The organism is Mesorhizobium sp. M0047 (genome assembly GCF_040323315.1).
GTDB lineage: Bacteria > Pseudomonadota > Alphaproteobacteria > Rhizobiales > Rhizobiaceae > Mesorhizobium.
Map to the genome: position 1 here is coordinate 48,696 of NZ_JAMYUW010000005.1, position 17,382 is coordinate 66,077.

Consider the following 17,382-nt stretch of genomic DNA (forward strand, 5'->3'; position numbering starts at 1 on the left):
GGCTACAGTTCCGGACTGGGCTTCAGGCCCACCATCCTCTCTCCTTTGTACCATTCACCTACGATTTCGCCCAACCAAGTCAGTTTGCAGCATTAATAAGAAAAAGCACCGCAGAAAGCCCATGTTGCACCACAGCATGCCTCGGGAATTTGAGATCGGTGACGAGGTCGCGCTGACCAGTACGGTGATCACGATTCTCCCCAGCGGACGCGCTAGAGCATTTCTCACGGTCCTGTGGCCGATCCACAATGGCCTGCTACGCTATTCAGGCTTTGACGTGCTGCCACCCTTTGTCGTCTACATGCCGGGCCGCGTCGGTGACGATGGCCGCAAGGCCCCACCTGGAAGCTCGAAGAAATCAACGACACGCCGCGATTATTCTTCCACGCGTGGTCGGCCTGACGATACCGGAAGTGATTGCGGGTGATCGTTAAAGTAGCGACCCTTGGCGAAAGCGGCTCGAAATGCAGCAAAGGGTCTCCTCAGGCGGCACGTCCTCGAACTCGTAGCGTTTGCCGCTGGCTACAAACCATACAGACAGCATTCTGCTGTTCGCACCATGTTCCGTTTTGCGTATCGAGGTAGAAGGCATGAGCAGATTTTACACAATCCGCCCGCGTCACTAGTGGATGACGCGGGCCAATCAGACTCGCGGCTCAGCGGCTGATCAACAACCTTCCGTCGTCTTTTTCATCTGCCCTGGAGCAGCGGTCTTGGCGGCGGTATCCTGTTGCCCCGGAGCGGCCTGCTTTGCAATGCCGGTCTGTTGACCGGGGGCGCAGGGCCTCGCCGAGTTCGGATTGGTCCCGCCGGTGATGGTCGAGTCAGTGCCTTGATCATTGGTGCTCGGCATCGTTGTGGTGGTAGTCGTCGTGGACGATCCACTGGTGCTCGACTGAGCAAAGGCAAGGCCGGTTGACAAAGCCACCATGGCTAATGCGAAAAGAAGCCGTTTCATCTCATGGTCTCCTGTCCGAAAAAACTGCCCTTCAATTATCAAACAGCGAAATGAGAGCACGGTTCCTCCGGTGGAAAACAATCTGTCTGGCTAAATCCCTTGCGAAAGCCTCTTCGGCAGATGGAAGCCGACGATCCTCGACCGCAACTTCGGGGTCATGCAGCGCGTCTCGACAGGCCGAGAAGCAAGCGGCCATGACGTCGAGGGTCGAACCCTGAACTATCCAGCTGTCTCGCTAGCGCCCCAACCTGCAAGTTCGAGGCCGGACCTTACTCGTTCCCGATCCTCGACACGCTCGAAGGGAAGATCTGCGACGATCGCCTGCACGTTCAAGCCAGGCTCCAGCTGTCGTCCTTCCACTGCGCACCGCTGAGCACGCGGCAAGCCGAGCCCAATACCATCCGCTCTTGCGCGGCAGGCACGAAAACGCGAACACCGCTTCCGGATAGCGACCAAGGACAAACAGCGCCTCGCCCCTGTGGAAATAATACCATGCCGGGTGCATCGGATTGAGATGAATGGCCTGATCGAGCAGCGCCAGGCCGGTCTCGCCATGGCCCCGAATGGCTTCGAAAAAGCCGGTCTGGGCCGAGGTGTCAGCATCGTAGGGATTGAGCTCAAGCGCGCGGGCGAAATGCTGCGCTGCGGCGTCGAAGTCCGACTGATAGAGCAGGATTAGTGCGAGGATGCGATGGCATCGAGCCTCGTCCGGACTGAGGGCCGTGGCATGGCGAGTCCGGTCGCGCGCTTGATCCAGCACCGATCGGGGTGCGGAGCTGTAACCGCCTATGATCGTATCCGCCAAAGCGAGGTAGGCGTGGGCGAGCCCCGAATCCGGATCGCTTTCGAGCGCCTTCAGCAGATGGTCGCGGGCGTCGTGGTTGACCCGCTCGCCATAACTGCGCGGCAGCGCAATGCCGCGCAAGATGTGAATATAAGCCGTGATGTTGGCAGCAGGTGCGAGGAAAGGCGCCGCATGCGTGGTCGGATAGGCGGTAGATGACGCCGCGGCAGCTGCCACCACGGTCGAGCGCAAGCATCAGACCCGGCCGCTCGCGCGTGCCTCGCCAGCGGGTTAGCCACAGCGAAAACCGCCCGAGTGGGCAGCTTGGGTGAGCTTTGCGTTTCTCCCAGACGACGCCCCGGAACGGTAGTTCGGCGACATCAGCTCTACCAGCGGATCACCCCCAAAAATGCTGAATTTAAAGACTGATTTCTCAGGGTGCCATTCTATTTGCAATTTGCCGTCAGTTTAGCTGATCGCGGCGACGATCCAGCGTCGAGGCCGCCAGCGACTTTAGCCCGCCGATATCCAAGTCGACCGTCCAGTTGGCTCAGCTGAGAATGGCACCCGCTAGTAGTACCGTGATGAGAATTGACAACGGAACGGCTAGAAGACCGCACATCTCAAGGGTTTTGGTGTTTAGCTCCATCTTCGTCGCCTCGCGTCGTTGGCGTTGTCATTTTGACGCTAACGGGAAGTCATTGGAAGTGGTTCCGCGCGAGGCAGTCAGAGATGCAGTCCCTGCTGCATATTAGCAACACCTTGACGACCCTGGCTGGCTGGAAGCCCCATCGGCGTGCGTTTCCGCGTCCGCTGCCCTACGGCGAATCACGGAGCTATGCATTGGGATCATGTCGGGCTCTTTGGCTGCTCAGATTGCAAAGCCGGCGGCCGCGATCTCCGAACCGGCTCGCCGACATTGTGCAATCTGATGGCGCCCTTGGGAAAATGACAAGGTGAACAATTAGTCCCGGCGGCCGAAACCTGTCCTATCTGTCAGGCGAATTCGGCGACAACAAACCTCCAGTCAAAACACCGTGGGAACGCAAATCCCATGTCCATTTTTGGCTTATGCGCCGGTCAGTCGCGGGTTGCCGGCCATCAGCTCGGTCGCCTTTCGTGCTCGGTGCTCATGCCCTTTCAATGCGCCCGAGGCAAGACGCGCGCAAGTCCGCCGCGCCTCAAGGCATAGCTGAGTCTTAACGGCGTCGGGTGGCGGCGGACTACGCTTTGGCTTTCCGCTTCGCAGCTGCCTTCTTGGCTGGTGCGGCGGGTTCAGACTTGCGGCCAAGCCCGATGGATTTCGCAAGTTGCGAGCGCTGAGCTGCGTAATTCGGAGCCGTCATCGGATAGTCGTGCGGCAAGTTCCATTTAGCGCGATAGGCGTCAGGCGTCAGGCCGAAATCCGTGCTGAGGTGCCGTTTCAGGGATTTGAACTTCTTGCCGTCCTCGAGGCAGATAATGAAGTCCGGCGTCACCGACTTCTTTGGATTAACCGCAGGAGTTTGCGGCTCGACGGCAGGCGCGACCGCCGTGCCAAGTCCGGCCAACGAAGCATGGACCGATGCTATCACATCCGGCAAGCCGGTCACCGGCAACGGGTTGTTGCTGACATATGCTGAGACAATGTCGGCGGTTAACTCAGCTAGTTCGGCAGCGCTGTTATCAGTTTGGTTGGTCATCGGTTGGTCCTTTTGTCTGATTTATCCGCTCTTTATTGGTTGATGATCAATGACGCAACCGAGTTGCACCGGGTTTACCCGCTGAAACAGGGACTGGGCGAAACGCCTATTGATACCAACCAGATGCAACCTGGCATATGCAGCTTACTGAACCCTCAAGGCAAAATGGCCATGCTGAACCGCAGCGAAGACCTTAAGCACCTTCTCGGCACACGCATGTTCCACTTTTCGTCCATTTTCTTTTACTCGACAAGCCGCTCAAGGCTTCGTTCACGGCGCCTTCAGATCCGCGAGCTGGATCACCATGATCGGCGTTGTAGGCAGCGACACTTGCGTTGTCGACAGCCCTGGAGACATCGTGGACTCTAGACCCTCTAGGTTGAAAAGCCGGAATGAGGGACTTTACATCGGCCACATCTTAGAGGATGCTGAAATATGCCATAGCATCTGTGGCACCCTTAGACTTCCGCGCATCGTGGATCGCCTGAAAACAACCTGTTTTCACGCGAAAGGGACGTTGGGCGCCACTCTACTTTTGAGCGTCTGAACAAGTTGGTACCAGGACACCGCCAGCAGCGTGCCCACAACTATCGCCTTGATGCACGCCGTCCGGCCATCTCCGTCGTCATCGTCGCGCTGGTCGCAGTCGCCGTAAGCACGCTCACGCAGAAGGGAGACTCAAGATTAAACCAGGTGAGGAAGATGCGACGCGCCGCAAAGGAGACGTTGATATCATAAGGGAAGGAAAGGCCATGAGACGTGCAACAGGGCTAGTCGTCACCAACAATGTCGACGATTCATCACTCTTACGCATCGACATCGGAGCAACCTTGGACCACGCTTGCAGCGGCCACTTGGAAGAGTTCGGCATGGAACTCAAAGCCAGTCGACTTCTGTACTATTGCTGGCGCCGCTGGACCGTGAACGCTGGTCTATCGGAAGGAACCGTAAAATGACAAGATTTCTGGTTGCCGACGCCGCAGACAACTTCCCATTTTGGCCCAACCTCCTGCTCATGAAAGCATTCGGCTGCAGCTGCGCATTTCTCGCCCTTCTGTTGCTCACAACAGGTCCCACCTTCGCAGCGGATTCGTCCGTCGTCGCGCCTGGTGCGAAGTTGGAAAAGTTGGGCGAAGGTTATGGATTCACCGAAGGTCCGGCAGCGGATATTGATGGCAACGTGTTCTTCACCGATGACCCCAACAATCGGATCGTTAAGTGGAGCGCGGCAGACGGGAAATTCTCCGACTGGCTCAAGCCAGCGGGACGCGCGAATGGAACTTACTTCGACAAGGTCGGCAATCTCATCGCCGTCGCCCCCGATAAGGGCGAACTATGGTCCATTGCGCGCGACAAGAAGGTTACGGTGCTGGTGACGAACTTCGACGGCAAGGTGTTCAACGGCCCGAATGACTTGTGGATTCGTCCGGACGGCGGCATCTATTTTACCGACCCTGATTTCGATTCATATCACGATCGCAACACGCGGGTGGACGGCCAAAACGTCTACTTCGTCACGCCCGACCGCAAGACCGTTACGCGTGTCACGAACGACCTGAAGAAGCCCAACGGCATCATTGGCACGCCCGACGGCAAGTTGCTTTACGTGGCAGACTACGGCGCGAGTAGGACCTATGCCTACGATATCCAGCCCGATGGCGGGCTCACGAACAAACGCGTCTTCTGCAAACTCGGTTCTGACGGCATGACCATTGACTCTAACGGCAACGTCTATCTCACCCAGATTGGTGTGGCTGTATTCGATAAAATGGGAAAGAGGATCGAACAAATCGATGTGCCCGAGACGACGACAAATGTGACCTTTGGTGGCAAAGATAACGACCTGCTCTTTATCACTGCGACCGGAAGCGTTTACGGTCTCAAGATGAAGGTGAAGGGGGCCCGCTGAAGCCCGGTAGTGGTCAGTTTGAAATCTAACGCCAGAAGCAGATCACATTCCGGCTTGATTGAACCTGTGCTCATTGGCGGAAAGAATCACGTCCATCTATACACCACGCGCCGAATCCGACATCGAAGCATGCTCTTTTCGTTCGTTGTTCATCAAGAACCGGGAGCGCACGCTAGGAACTTGGCGGCAATCGGCCTTGTTGTGACGCTGCGCGGCGGACACGCCGACGTCACAGCTACTGCCACGCCATTTTTCGAGAACTTGACGCACCCAACTAGATACGCGGGATTGGTCAATCTGATGCTCAGAAGCGCCGAAACGATGATGCGGCCGGATCGGCCCTCCGCGAAAGCGGACCGGAGGTCCCGCACGACGATCAAAAGGATCGCCACGGTGAGCAGGTAGCGCAATCCAGCCAACAAGAACGGCGGCGCGCCCGCATCGAGCCCGAACTTGATCGCGGCCCAGGTCAGGCCTCAGATCAACGACATGACCCCAAACCGCACGAGATTGCGCATGCCGCCCCGATCAACGCAGGTTCTGGTCGTCGATCAAGATGCGATGGACTTCGATGCGCTCGGGCAGTTCGATCAGCAACTCCGCATCACGGTCGAGATGATGCACTTCGGTCGGCCGGCGCTTGGTGAAGGCAGACATCGCCTCGAAGTCCGGCCAATAGGAGATGGTGGTGAACCAGGTCTCGTCGTCCCGGTCTTCGCGGAGAAGCTGGACGCCGAGCGCCACTCTCTGAAGTGGCGGAATACCCTCTGCCCGCATGTAGAGCTCGTAGATGTCCGCGATGTCGCGACGAGTGCGGCCGCGCCAGATACGCGCAATGGTCGGTTTCGTGGCCATGACGGTCTCCTTGTTGAAGTGTCGTTCGCTCCGGAGATTAGCGCAGCATGCGCGAGAGAAAGTTGCGGACGAGGGGCAGGGCTTCGTCAAAATGCGTCTCCAGCAGCCAGTGCCCAGCATCCCTAAGGAGATGCAGTTCGGCATTCGGCAGGTCACGGTAATAGGCGCGAGCCGATTCTTCCGGCATATAGCCGTCCTGCGGCCCCCAGATGATCAGTGTCGCAGGCTGGTTCTCACGCAAATAGGATTGGTAGCGCGGGAACCATTCGAGGTTTTGTTCAAGCTTTTCCATGAGCGCCACCGACACGGCCCGACGAACCGGCGTATCCATCAGTGGCCAATGAAGCTTCCAAAGGTCTGGCGGAAGGCGGCTGGCGATCTCCTCCGAAACCTCCCCGACGAACTCGTTGCGAAATCCTTCTTCGCTCACGGCCTCTTCAAGCGGACGATGGTTCTCGTCCGTCTTGTCTGCCCACCATGCCTTGATCGTCGCATATTTGGGACCAAGCACGTCCTCGTAGACGTCGCCGTTCTGGATAATGAGCGCCGCGATCCTGTCTGGATGCGCGATGGCGTGCCGAAGGCTGATCTGCGATCCATAATCATGGAGCCAGAGGGCGTAGTGCTCTAGTCCGAGCGCATCGGTCACGTCAGTGAGCACGTCGGCATAAGCATCGAAATCATACCCGAACCCGGCCGGTTCCGGCGTATTGCTGTATCCAAAGCCTGGCCAATCGAAGGCGACGGTGCGCCAGCGGTCGGACAAAGCGGGCATAAGCCGTCGAAACTGGAAGGAGGAGCACGGATAGCCGTGTGGTAGTAGCACGGCCGGAGCATCCTCACGGCCAGCCTCGCGGACAAAGAGGTCTCGATCGCCAACCCTAACGTGACGATGTCGCGTTGCTTCACGTTGCATAGCCATCTCCTCGGTTAGAATCATCTAAATGCACTTAGATGGGTCCTGTTCCAAAGAGATTGGTGCTTGGCTTGTTGCAGACCACGTCGAGAAAATGGTGGTTCCGCGAACTTCCGCTCCCTCCAAAACGCAGGTCTTATCAACGACTGACGCCATCGAGTAGTGATCGATCGGATGTGACGTTCGTGGCCGTTCGAGATTGCGGTCTTTGCCGATCAGCCAACCTCACTTGCTCCAACTACGCTGACCTCGCTGCTCGGTTATGAAGCATTCCCGGCTTAAGATGCCATCGCAGCAACATCTTCCAATCCTTGTGCCCCGCGACCAGCGCTATTTGTTCAATGTGAACCCAGCTTCGAAAAGGCGGCTGGTCCCTTCGTGGCGCAAATCATGGAAATGAAGGTCATGGACATTCAGTTCTGCGCACCGAAGCAATCCCGGCCGTGCGGTAGGGCGCTTGCCTCCGTGTTAATCTCGGCCGGCGCGCTGGCGGCCATGGCCACCGCTGTGCCTCGGGCCGGTGCGCTGCAAGATCCGGCTACGCAGGAAGGCGGCATGGTCTCGCTGGAGGCGCTCGCCCATGCCGACAAAAGCGTGAGCGGCACCTATTCCTTCCATGTTGAAAGTGCCGCTCGCACCGGCGACACCAACATCGGGCAGGACGGCGCCTTCAGCACCCGGCAAGCCAGCTACGCTCAGCGCTGTCACGCTCGACGCGAAGGGCGGCGTCTATGACGCCAGGCTCGAGCTGACGGTCAATGGCAAGAGGGGAGGACCTCGACACGGTCTCGCCCCGGCCCCTGCTGTTCATCGCCGGCGACCAGGCTCATTCCCGGGAATTCAGCGAGCTGGCGTTCTCCAAGGCCGCCGAGCCGAAGGAACTACACTGAGTCAAGGGCGCGGGTCACGTCGATCTGTATGACCGTGTGAACCTCATCCCGTTTGACAAGCTGAAGTCATTTTTAGATCAGCACCTCAGCGCCTGAACCAGAGCAAGCTCTTGCGAGGCGATTGCTGCAGGATTGGGTCGAGCGCGGTCTCGACCGCGCGCACCTGGCCCATGAACAGACCGAGCGGAATGGCGACCGCGACGGCTGCTGCGAAGGCAATGCCGGCACGCTGCAGGCTGATGGCGATGTCGCCGAGCAAGGCGCCGCCAGCGAGCCCTTTGCACAGAGCGGCAGCGATCATGTCCACAGAGCGGCAGCGATCATGTCGATGGGCGGCAGCACAGCGGCGTTCACCGACCCGGCGCTGCTCGCCACCTGCCACAGCACCGGAAATCCGACGAGAACGCCATGGCGACAGGAAGCGGCCCGTGGTCAAATTGCCGAGGCGCAGCAAATCGACACCGATGTTAGTCCGGTCTCTGTGCATGCCGATGACGGCCGGCAGCTCGACGTTCTGCAAAAGTCATCGTCTTGCCCTTCGCTTCAGAGGGTTATTCGGCGGCCAGCACGGTCGAGCGTACTGATGCCCACGGGTTTTCGGGACGTCGGAGGCCAAGGTTCTCGCGCGGCGTCCGCCCTTCGTAAGCGGTGCGGAACAGGCTGCGGCGCTGCAGCTCCGGAATCACCAAATCGACAAAATCGTCGAGCGCGCCCGGCAGCAAGACTGGCGGCTGACGAGGGCGGCCGACATTGGCGGATTTGATTGCCGTCCGGCGGCGACTTAATGTCGCCGATTGCGCGCAGATGAAAATCCGTATGGAGGAGGCGAGCCTTCGCGGACGGAGACATCAACAAGGTGCCACATACCCGATGTGACCTTGGCCCCAAATCCCAGTTTGACTAGAGTTAGCAGCATGCTGAACGCCATTCACCACGTCGCGCTCATCTGCACCGACTACGACCGGTCGCGACGGTTCTACGTCGAACTCCTCGGCCTCGATCTGATCCGGGAAGTCTATCGGGAGGAGCGGCAGTCATGGAAGGCGGATCTGCGGATCGGATCGGTCCAACTGGAATTGTTCTCCTTCCCCGCACCAGCGATGCGGTCGTCCCATCCAGAGGCGACAGGCCTGAGACATCTGGCATTTGCCGTAGCGAATCTTGATCCCGTAATTAAGCGGCTGGAAGCCGCAGGCGTTGCCGTTGAGCCAATCCGGATCGATCCGTATACAGACCAACGGTTTACCTTTTTCAGGGACCCAGATGGATTGCCGCTGGAGCTTTACGAAGCTCCATAAGGAAACGATTTGCCCCATTCGCGACCACGTCGTCGAAGGTGGGGACGCCACTGCCTTTTGAGAACGGCACGTTACAGGAAAGGCACTTGGCTCCTCGAACGACGGTCTCTTGCTGGGTGTGGCCGTCCTGGCCGATGAACCCTACAGCAGATCTGGTCGAGGTCAGGAGGGGACACGGTTTCGGGATCTGTCTGGAACTGATCGGCGTCAAAAGCCGCGGCGCGGTCCACACCAAAAGTCCGCGTATTGACGTCTTTCCAGAGTTCCATTTCAATCATCTGCAGGCCCTCGGGACATAATGCATTCCGCGAAGCTGTAAGGGATGTCCGCAATATCGTATTCCGATCGCCATTCAGTGACCTGCGCGCCGATGAGATTTCTCCCGGCCAAAGTATAGAGTGCTGCCACGACGTCGAGGTTTGATAACGGATACGGTCGGCGTCAGCTATCATCTGGTCGGATCCTGCAAAATGGGGCCAGCCGCAGATCCAGGGGTGGGTCCGGACATGAGGGTCCGCGACGCCGATCGGCTTCGCATCGTCGATGCCTCGATCATGCCCGTTATATCGTATCAGGCAATACGCATGCCGCCGTCATAGCGATCGCCGAACGAGCGCCGAGCTGATCAAGAACGCCAACCAGTTGAATATGCCACGCGCAAAGCAGCCGTTAGACACGCAGAATGACATGCATCGATACGCAGCTGGACGGCAATTCCTATCCGCAGGTTCGCAATCTTCCCGCGGCACAAGAAAGTAGAGACTGAGCCCTTGTCTGACCAACCGCCACTTTTCAAAAATTTTTCGGTTCACACCGTCAAGGTCGGCGCTATCGACATCAATTGCCGTGTGGGCGGTGAAGGACCGCCCTTGCTGCTTCTCCATGGCTGCCCTCAAACCCATGTCATGTGGCACAAACTGGCGCCAGAGCTCGCCAAGACATACACTGTGGTGGCCAGCGATCTGCGCGGTTATGGCGACAGCAGCAAGCCCCAGGGATTGCCCGATCATGCCAATTACGCTTTCCGCGAGATGGCATCCGACCAGCTGGCGGTCATGAAATCCTTCGGGTTCGACCGCTTCTACGCGATCGGACATGACCGTGGCGCGCGGGTGCTGCACCGCATGGCGCTGGATCATCCCCAAGCGCTGGAAAAGGTCTGCCTGCTCGACATCTTGCCGACAGGGTTTCTCTACGCGCAGACCGACAAGAATTTCGCCTCGCGCTATTGGGAATGGTTCTTCTTCATCCAGGAAAGTGACTTCCCCGAGACCCTGCTGGCCGCCAATCCTCTAGCGTTCCTTCGTTATGAGATTGGGGATCTCGTGGACGCCGGCTCCATCACACAGCCTGCGTGGCAGGAATATCTGCGCGTCCTGTCGCACAAGGACGCCATGCATGGCATGTGCGAGGATTATCGGGCGGGCGTTAGCATCGACTTGCAACAGGACGAAGCGGATTCGGGAAAGCGCATCGAGTGCCCGCTCCTAGTGCTGTGGGCTACGCAAAACCCGATATGGTTGCAATTCGACATGCTCGACGTTTGGCGTGGCTTCGCTCGCAACGTTCAGGGCGCCGCGATGCCATCCGGCCACTACATGGCCGAGGAAATTCCTGAAAAAGTTCTCAACAAGGTCCTGCCCTTTCTGGGCGAACGGCGACCGTAGCGCCGCCTCGAGTCGGAACACCACGTCTATCGGCATCCCGTCCGCAATACGCAAAGCGGTCGCGACAGCGCCTAAGGCGCACAGTTAACAGCGACACGCCGCGTGACGTACGCCTCGCGCAGTAACACTCTTGTCGTGAAAGCAACAATCGAGATCATCAGGCAGGCGAGCGTAGTTGCGCGGTTACGGCATGCTGTGCTCGGCAGAACGGTCAATGTCGAGCCCTAGTACGGCCGCTGCTTGTTGAAGCAGTCGATGAAGTCGTCGAACCTGGCATCGTAAACGGAAATGACTTGGAGGCGTTGCGCGGCGCGTTCAACCGCGCGCGTACCAGCGCAGGCGGGCGCCCGAGCGCAATCGTCTGCAACACGCGCATGTGCAAGGGCGTGCCATTCCTCGAAACGCGAGATTACCTTTCATCCGTGTCGAGCCGAACGAATGGCGCCTGGCGATGGAAGCATTGGATGCGGGGAGAGCGTTGTGATTCATAAATCCGCCACCCGGATGATCGCCGATCCGGCGAAGCCGCGGCTACTTTGCATAGATCTTCAAGTAAATCGAGCCGGCCGAAAGTTTGCAAGGAGTGAGTGCTCTCTCCCGGTTGCGATCTCGTCGGCAAGCAGCTCGCCGGCGATCAGGCCAAGCGTTGCGCCGCTGTGGCTGAAGGCGACGTAGTAGCCCTCGATGTCCTTCAATTGGCCAAATACCGGCTCGCCGTCCGCGGGAATTGGCTTGGGGCCGACACCATAGCTTTCCAGATCCAGTTTCGGATGGCCCGCGAGAACCTTCGAGGCTTCGTTGAGAAGCCCCTGAACAGTGGAATCCAGCACGCCATACGCGCCATCAGAATTGACGACCACCTCTTCTTCCGACCAGGCGGAATCGAGCACGAAAGCTCCGTCCGGCGTCGGTCGGATGGCGACGCGTGGCGTGTTGAGCACCGCCCGAAGCGGCAAGTGGATCGGCTTGGTCCTGACCAGCAGCGCAATCGGCGTCCCGTCGGCGATATGTTGGCCGGACTGTGCAACCATGCCCGGCACATCACCGCCGGTGGCCAGCAGCACCGCATCGGCGGTAAAGCAGATGCCGCTTGTCGTGGTGACGCCAGTGGCGCGGCCGTTGACGACCGTGACCGCGGCGCTTCCGGCATCGGTGACAAGCTGGCCGCCACGCGCCACGAACTCCGCAATTAATATCTCGATCAGCGACGGCAGATCGACCCAGCCTTCACCTGGGTTGAAGATCGCGCCCTGAGGCGTGACCGCGCTGGCATCTATGCCCGGGGTGACCGACGCTATCGCATCTGGGGACAGATGCCGCGCGTCATAGCCGAGGTCTTTCTCATGGGCCAAGACATCGGCGATCTCGTTCGAGGCGTCGTCCGCATCCCATGTCAGGCCGCCGTCAAAACGCAGCCAGATGGCATCCGGATATCTCGCGGACAGCGTCCGGTAGCGGTCGATGCCAATCATGCGCAGCCGATGATACTCAGCCGACCGCTTGCGCGCGGAATTGAGCCAGGCGAGCGAGCGGCCGGAAGCTCCCTTGGCGAGCGGTCCATCATTGACCAGGACGGTTTCGATGCCGAGCCTTGCAAGATGAACGGCCGAGGAGACACCGAAAATACCGCCCCCGACAACAACCACCTTTGAGACCGAATGCGATGTAGCCATGAGATATTTCTTTCACTGTATGGAGTTTGGACTGGGCGGCCGCGACGAAGGCACTTTGGGTTTCGATGTGCCTCAGGGCCTGCGATGGTGCGATCAAAGCACTTCGGCAAGGAAATGTTTCAGACGCACACTTTTGGGATTATCGAAGATCGCAGCAGGCGTGCCGGCCTCGATGACGCGGCCTTCATCCATGAAGACGACCTGATCGGCGACCTTGCGGGCAAAGCCCATTTCGTGGGTAACGACCACCATTGTCATGCCGCGCCGGCCGAGATCCGCCATCAGGTTGAGTACGCCCTTCACCAGTTCGGGATCGAGAGCGCTTGTCACCTCATCGAACAGAATAACCTCCGGGTTCATTGCAAGCGCACGCGCGATTGCCACACGCTGCTGCTGGCCACCGGAAAGGCTGCCGGGACGATGGTGTTTGCGAGCGGCAAGGCCGACATCGGCAAGGCGTGCCTCGGCGATGCGCTCGGCCTCCTGCGGCGGAATGCCCTTGACCTTGGTCAGCGACAGCATGACGTTTTCTAGGGCTGTGTGGTCGGGGAACAGGTTGAACTGCTGGAACACCATGCCGACACGCCGGCGCAGCTTTTCAGGCTTCATCGCCAGGATGCTGGCGTCATCGAGCAGCACGTCGCCGCCCTTGGGCTCGACCAGGCGGTTGAGGCAGCGCAACAGGGTCGACTTGCCCGAACCTGACGGACCGATGACGCATGTGACCGTGCCCGGTTTGACCGTCAGGCTGACGCTCTTGAGTACATCGAGATCGCCATAGGCCATGTCGAGATTGCTGATGGCGAGACTGCCGCCCTTGAACCGGGGAAGCGCCAAACTGCCTTCAGTGCTGGTCCCAGAATGAGGACTGCTGATTGCGCTTTCCAGTTCGCTCACCTCGGCGAGGCCGCTGGTGACGATGCCGGCCTTCTGTTTGCCTACTCGCAGCGAGTTGTCGATGTAATTGACGAGATGGGTCAACGGCACGGTGATGACGAGATAGAACACGCCAGCCAGAAGCAATGGCGAGAGGTTTCCGGTGACCACCGCCTGGTCCTGACCGACACGGAAAATCTCGCGCTCCGACGCGAGTAGTCCAAGGAAATAGACAAGGCTCGAATCCTTGACGTTGCCGATGAACTGGTTGACCAGAGCCGGCAGGACGCGGCGAATGCCTTGCGGAATCACGATCAGACGCATGCCCTGCCCATAGCTCATGCTGAGCGCCCTGCAGGCTTCCATTTGCCCGCGCTCGACGCTCTGGATGCCTGAGCGGAAGATTTCGCCCATGTAGGCCCCAGCAATCAGGCTGAGGGCGAGAATGCCGAGCGGATAGGGGGAAGGCCCGAAGATTTCGCGGCCGATGCGAGCGAAGCCCTGGCCGATCAGCAGAATAGTGACGATCGCCGGAAGGCCACGGAAGATATCGGTGTAGACGCGCGCCGGAATGCGCAGCCAGCGCGATTGCGAGATGCCCATGATCGCAAGGACCATGCCGAGAACGACACCGAGTACCGTGGACGCCGCGGCGAGGATCAAGGTGTTCTTCAGTCCGATGGTGATCATGCTCGGCAGCACGTCGGCCATGGCTTGCCAGTCGAGGAAACTGCGACGCAGGTTTTCAAGCCAGTCCATTCGGTCCCCTTTTTATTGCACTATTTGCGTCACCATGAACTCAGGCGCGAGCGCGCGTCCGCCGGCCGTCACAGCCGGCGGCTGTGCGCGGTTACTTCTTGGGGAGATACTGGTCGGGCATAGGTGACCCGGGAAACCACTTCTCGTAGAGCGTCTTCCAGGTGCCGTCCTGCATCGCCGCATGCAAGGCAGTGTTCAACGCCTCGCGAAACTTGTCGTTGCCTTTGCGCAGCACGAAGCCCGCGGGTGCGTCGAAGGAAGGAATGTTGAGCGCTATCGTCAGCCCCGGATAACGCTCGCCATATTGTTTGGCGGCCTCGTAATCGAGGAAATGCGCGTCGACGGTTCCGTTGTTCAGCGCGGAAACGGCGGAGTTGTTGTCGGGGAATTTGACGAGATCGGTTCCGACAAAATTCTTCGCCGCATAGATCTCCTGCAGTGTACCCTGCACGACGCCGAGGCGCTTGCCCTTGAGCCCATCCGCCGAATTTATCGCCTTGTCGGCGGTAAGTACCGAGAGATAGCCCGCGAGATAGCCGTCGGAAAAGTCGACGGTCTTCTTGCGCGCTTCCGTCGTACCGATTGCCGCGACCGCGACATCGAAACGTTCGTTCGCAACCGAAGGCATCAGCGCCGAGAATTCCTGGCCGGTGAAGATCACCTGATCCGGCTTGAATCCAAGGCGGCTCGCGACGTTGCGGAACAATTCGATGTCGAAGCCGGTGAACGTGCCATCCGCTTGGGTGAAAGCGTAGGGTTTGGCATCGCCCATGGTACCAACGCTGATGACTTTCGCATCAATAAGACCATAGGGATTGTCATCCGCGGCGGCGGCTCCCGAAATCAACCCGGCGCCGATGCACACGGCCATAAGAGCCATTACGCCCGTCCTGACCGGTGACATCAACGACTTGAGAATTCCCATCCTGCTCATGTCTTCTCTCCACTCTGAAGGTTTGTTGTTCTTGGCATTTGCGTTGAGGCTATAAATCTCGCGCCTCACATCGTTCGTCGCTGCCACGGGGCTTGCGCGGCCGGCTGTCTCCACGATTCTCGAAACCCTCGCTCTCTCACGTAAGAGACCGGTCTCTTATTGTGTGAGACCGGTCTCTTTAGTAATCGTTATCGCCAGATTGACCTTCCGTCAACAACTCTTGTAGTCCTTCATCCGATGAAAAAAACCGCGCCCAAGACCCAGTCGATAACAGTCAGCGATGTCGCCCGCGCGGCAAAAGTGTCGAAAGCGACGGCCGCGCGCGTGCTCGGCGGATACGGCGTCGTCAGCGACATGATCCGCGCGGATGTCCTGGCCGCGGCCAAAATATTGGACTACCGTCCGAACGAGTTGGCTCGCAGCATGACGACCGGCCGCTCCGGGATCATCGGGGTGGTTGTCGGCGACATCGAGAACCCGTTCTTCAGCTTGGCGGTGCGCGGCATCAGCGATGCGGCAAGAGCGGCCGGATTCAACGTGATTCTGGCTAACTCCGGCGAGAGGATCGAAGACGAAAAGACTGCTGTGCGAATTTTGATCGGCAAGCGCGTCGACGGGCTGATCGTCACGCCATCGGAATCGCGCGACATCTCACACCTGCGGGACATCCATCGTTCAGGCCGACCGCTTGCCTTGCTTGATAGGGGACTGCCCGATCTGGGTGTCGATACCGTCACGATCGACGATCGCGGCAGCGCCATGCGGGCGACGCGCATTCTTGCCGATGCCGGCCACCGCAACATCGCTTATGTGACTGCGGTCGAAGGGCACGAATACCGCGATCTAGCGCAAATCTATACCTCATCGGTTCGCGAGCGTATCGACGGCTTCCTCACCGTGTGCCGTGACGCCGGAATTGAGCGGCCGGAACGTTATGTTCGCCTTGGTGCAACAAGCCCTGTCGAAGCGGGCAGGGTTGCCGACAAGCTCCTGTCCGGACCAGATCGACCGACGGCGATCCTTGCCTCCGACAGCGTCATAGCGCTGGAGATCTTCAGGGTGATCCGCCAGCGCGGCTTGCGGGTTTCCGAGGACATTTCGCTGATCACGTTCCATAATGCGGATTGGACGAGCGTGACAACCCCGCCCATTACCGTCATTGACCAGCCAGTCTATGCGCTTGGCAAGAGTGTCGCGGATTTGCTCATCCGGCGGTTGAAGGGCGAAACACGATCGCCCGAAAGGCTCATTTTGCCGACCACGATCATCGAACGCGGATCCGTAGGCCCGCCCTCGAACAGAGGGTGGTAGACGCCCAAGCTCAATCGCCGGGATCCGTTCTGCAAAAAGTTTTGGAGAGAGAACGGTCCTTGCTTTGAGGTGGGGGCGGCCATGGCACGCTGGTGACGTTGCAATCACCGATTCCCGTGGAAGGGGAAGTGCCATGACCAATCGAGAAGTTAGACTGAGCAGAGGCGAGTTGAAAGCGTTGCTGCTTTCGGATGAGGACGGGTTCGCGGTTCAGGAGCTGCGGGTCCCGCAGGATCGGGCGGGCCGGTTCTCGACGGAGTTGTTTGAGCGCTACCAGCGTTCGGAGAAGGCATTGGTTTCGGCGCTGGTCGAGATGTACGTGCAAGGCGTTTCGACCCGCAAGGTGAAAGCGGTGACGGAGGAATTGTGCGGCCACGTTTTCTCGGCCTCGACGGTGAGCGAGGCGACGGTGCGGCTGGATGAAGCGCTGAAGGCGTTCTTCACGCAGCGGCTCGAGGAAAGCTATCCGTATCTCATTTTGGACGCCCGCTACGAGCGGGCTCGCGAGGCGGGCGTGATCGCCAGTCAGGCAGTGCTGGTGGCGATCGGCGTGGATTGGGAGGACCGGCGCCCGGTTTTGGGCGTTGAGCTGGCCAACCGGGAGAGCCATTCGAGTTGGCGCGAGCACGACGGCAGGGTCGCGCGAATGCTATGCCAAGTGCGGTCTCTTCACATAGCTGGAACATCATCTTCGTGGCGAGCGAGGCGGCAGCTTCCTACACGCTTAAGTTCCAGGAAGCTTTTGCCCTCGACACAAGGCTGCATCCCCCGGCCAGCAAATAACATCGGGGTGGGCGCGATCTCCACTGGCCTTCGCCGGACAAGTTGGTGAAGCTCGGTACTGCCATTCTCGGCATGTCATGTTTCAGC

The 17,382-nt window shown here is 59.1% G+C and carries 15 protein-coding genes and 6 pseudogenes; 10 read left to right on the forward strand and 11 right to left on the reverse strand.

The window, feature by feature from the left end; genetic code table 11:
* The first annotated feature begins 121 nt into the window (after positions 1-121).
* On the forward strand, positions 122-427 hold the full coding sequence (locus NKJ89_RS06300; RefSeq protein WP_352600879.1) for a hypothetical protein: 306 nt from the start codon (positions 122-124) through the stop codon (positions 425-427).
* 240 nt (positions 428-667) lie between these two features.
* Here the strand turns inward: NKJ89_RS06300 and NKJ89_RS06305 are convergent, their stop codons facing one another.
* From NKJ89_RS06305 to NKJ89_RS06320, 4 genes and pseudogenes are all read right to left on the reverse strand, one after another.
* Positions 668-958, reverse strand: a complete 291-nt coding sequence (locus NKJ89_RS06305; protein WP_352600881.1) for a hypothetical protein — start codon at positions 956-958, stop codon at positions 668-670.
* 235 nt (positions 959-1,193) lie between these two features.
* A complete protein-coding gene (locus NKJ89_RS06310) occupies positions 1,194-1,982 on the reverse strand; it encodes a tetratricopeptide repeat protein (protein ID WP_352601139.1) in 789 nt (262 codons plus the stop codon).
* Positions 1,942-2,049: pseudogene (locus NKJ89_RS06315) on the reverse strand (gamma-glutamylcyclotransferase); the annotation flags it as partial. The gene NKJ89_RS06310 and the pseudogene NKJ89_RS06315, both read right to left, overlap by 41 nt.
* Positions 2,050-2,965: 916 nt before the next feature.
* Positions 2,966-3,424: a Ros/MucR family transcriptional regulator gene (locus NKJ89_RS06320; protein WP_023758530.1), complete on the reverse strand. Its 459-nt coding sequence runs from the start codon at positions 3,422-3,424 to the stop codon at positions 2,966-2,968.
* 952 nt (positions 3,425-4,376) lie between these two features.
* On the opposite strand from NKJ89_RS06320, the gene NKJ89_RS06325 reads away from it, so the two are divergent.
* Entirely contained in the window at positions 4,377-5,333 is a 957-nt protein-coding gene (locus NKJ89_RS06325; RefSeq protein ID WP_352600883.1) for an SMP-30/gluconolactonase/LRE family protein, read from the forward strand.
* Positions 5,334-5,861: 528 nt separating this feature from the next.
* On the opposite strand, the gene NKJ89_RS06330 is transcribed toward NKJ89_RS06325, so the two are convergent.
* A complete protein-coding gene (locus NKJ89_RS06330) occupies positions 5,862-6,188 on the reverse strand; it encodes a hypothetical protein (protein WP_352486042.1) in 327 nt (108 codons plus the stop codon).
* 37 nt (positions 6,189-6,225) lie between these two features.
* Entirely contained in the window at positions 6,226-7,110 is an 885-nt protein-coding gene (locus tag NKJ89_RS06335) for an alpha/beta fold hydrolase (RefSeq protein WP_502904097.1), read from the reverse strand.
* Between the two features lie 384 nt (positions 7,111-7,494).
* On the opposite strand from NKJ89_RS06335, the gene csgH reads away from it, so the two are divergent.
* Positions 7,495-7,839, forward strand: coding sequence for a curli-like amyloid fiber formation chaperone CsgH (gene csgH, locus NKJ89_RS06340; protein ID WP_352600885.1), 345 nt, complete (start codon positions 7,495-7,497; stop codon positions 7,837-7,839).
* A 47-nt stretch (positions 7,840-7,886) separates the two neighbouring features.
* Positions 7,887-8,090, forward strand: a pseudogene (locus NKJ89_RS06345) (alpha/beta hydrolase); the annotation flags it as partial.
* 4 nt (positions 8,091-8,094) lie between these two features.
* Here the strand turns inward: NKJ89_RS06345 and NKJ89_RS06350 are convergent.
* Positions 8,095-8,408 (reverse strand): annotated as a pseudogene (locus tag NKJ89_RS06350) (ABC transporter permease); the annotation flags it as partial.
* A gap of 137 nt (positions 8,409-8,545) precedes the next feature.
* Positions 8,546-8,722 (reverse strand): annotated as a pseudogene (locus NKJ89_RS06355) (nitrilotriacetate monooxygenase); the annotation flags it as partial.
* A 186-nt stretch (positions 8,723-8,908) separates the two neighbouring features.
* Between NKJ89_RS06355 and gloA2 the strand changes: the two are divergent.
* From gloA2 to NKJ89_RS06370, 3 genes are all read left to right on the forward strand, one after another.
* Positions 8,909-9,292, forward strand: a complete 384-nt coding sequence (gloA2, locus tag NKJ89_RS06360) for an SMU1112c/YaeR family gloxylase I-like metalloprotein (RefSeq protein WP_023758542.1) — start codon at positions 8,909-8,911, stop codon at positions 9,290-9,292.
* Between the two features lie 398 nt (positions 9,293-9,690).
* Positions 9,691-9,891, forward strand: a complete 201-nt coding sequence (locus tag NKJ89_RS06365; protein ID WP_352600887.1) for a GMC oxidoreductase — start codon at positions 9,691-9,693, stop codon at positions 9,889-9,891.
* Positions 9,892-10,140: 249 nt separating this feature from the next.
* Entirely contained in the window at positions 10,141-10,959 is an 819-nt protein-coding gene (locus tag NKJ89_RS06370) for an alpha/beta fold hydrolase (protein ID WP_352601143.1), read from the forward strand.
* 548 nt (positions 10,960-11,507) lie between these two features.
* Here the strand turns inward: NKJ89_RS06370 and NKJ89_RS06375 are convergent.
* The 3 genes from NKJ89_RS06375 to NKJ89_RS06385 form a co-directional block, all read right to left on the reverse strand.
* Positions 11,508-12,632, reverse strand: coding sequence for an NAD(P)/FAD-dependent oxidoreductase (locus NKJ89_RS06375; RefSeq protein WP_352600889.1), 1,125 nt, complete (start codon positions 12,630-12,632; stop codon positions 11,508-11,510).
* 93 nt (positions 12,633-12,725) lie between these two features.
* Positions 12,726-14,267, reverse strand: a complete 1,542-nt coding sequence (locus NKJ89_RS06380) for an amino acid ABC transporter permease/ATP-binding protein (protein WP_352600891.1) — start codon at positions 14,265-14,267, stop codon at positions 12,726-12,728.
* 91 nt (positions 14,268-14,358) lie between these two features.
* Positions 14,359-15,192 (reverse strand): ABC transporter substrate-binding protein, encoded by an 834-nt coding sequence (locus NKJ89_RS06385; protein ID WP_502904098.1) that lies wholly within the window; start codon positions 15,190-15,192, stop codon positions 14,359-14,361.
* Between the two features lie 246 nt (positions 15,193-15,438).
* Here NKJ89_RS06385 and NKJ89_RS06390 point away from each other — a divergent pair, with 246 nt between their 5' ends.
* The 3 genes and pseudogenes from NKJ89_RS06390 to NKJ89_RS06400 form a co-directional block, all read left to right on the forward strand.
* A complete protein-coding gene (locus tag NKJ89_RS06390; protein ID WP_352600895.1) occupies positions 15,439-16,512 on the forward strand; it encodes a LacI family DNA-binding transcriptional regulator in 1,074 nt (357 codons plus the stop codon).
* 214 nt (positions 16,513-16,726) lie between these two features.
* Positions 16,727-17,137 (forward strand): annotated as a pseudogene (locus NKJ89_RS06395) (transposase); the annotation flags it as partial.
* A gap of 5 nt (positions 17,138-17,142) precedes the next feature.
* Positions 17,143-17,295 (forward strand): annotated as a pseudogene (locus NKJ89_RS06400) (RES domain-containing protein); the annotation flags it as partial.
* Positions 17,296-17,382: the final 87 nt, after the last annotated feature.